Consider the following 600-nt stretch of genomic DNA (forward strand, 5'->3'; position numbering starts at 1 on the left):
GAGATCGTCGAGATCTGCACCTCCTCGGCCTTGGCGGCCCGCGCGGCGGTGAACGCCCCCTGGGGCGCGTTGGGGTCCAGCGGCACGTTTTCGGCGCCGTCGGATTCCAGGACGATCCGCGCCGGTGGCGGCCCTTCGCCGCCGCCCAGCACCGAGCCGACCGTGGCGATGGCCTGCAGCGCCGTGAAGATGCCCTCCCCCGTCGCGGTTTTCGGCGCCGGCTTCAATCCATCGATCGCCGCCTTCACCGCGGCGCGGTTCGTCGTCGGCGACACCAGCAGCGAGGCGTTGGCGGCGAAGCCGACCAGTCCCAGGTTGATGCCCGGCGTCAGCTGACTGGCGAACTGGCTGGCCGCCTGCTCGGCCGCCTTGAGCCGGTTGGGTTCGACGTCGGTCGCGCGCATCGAGTTCGACATGTCGATGATCAGCACGACGCAGGCGCGGTTGCGCGGGATGCGCATGTCGTGCGTGGGGGTCGCCAGGGCGACGGTCAACAGGAACAGCGACAGCAGCGCAACCGCGATCGGCACGTGCCGCCACCACGACTGCGGCACCTGCGCCTCGGTGAAGCGGCGCAGCCGCTGCCGGCGCCGGGCCTGC

Annotated in this window: 1 protein-coding gene; it reads right to left on the reverse strand. The window is 71.8% G+C overall.

Annotation, left to right across the window (positions count from 1 at the left end; genetic code table 11):
• Positions 1 to 600: VWA domain-containing protein (locus tag A9X00_RS01355; protein WP_156771878.1), on the reverse strand; the 600-nt coding region annotated here is incomplete at both ends.

Source organism: Mycobacterium sp. 1245805.9, assembly GCF_001672915.1.
Lineage (GTDB): Bacteria > Actinomycetota > Actinomycetes > Mycobacteriales > Mycobacteriaceae > Mycobacterium.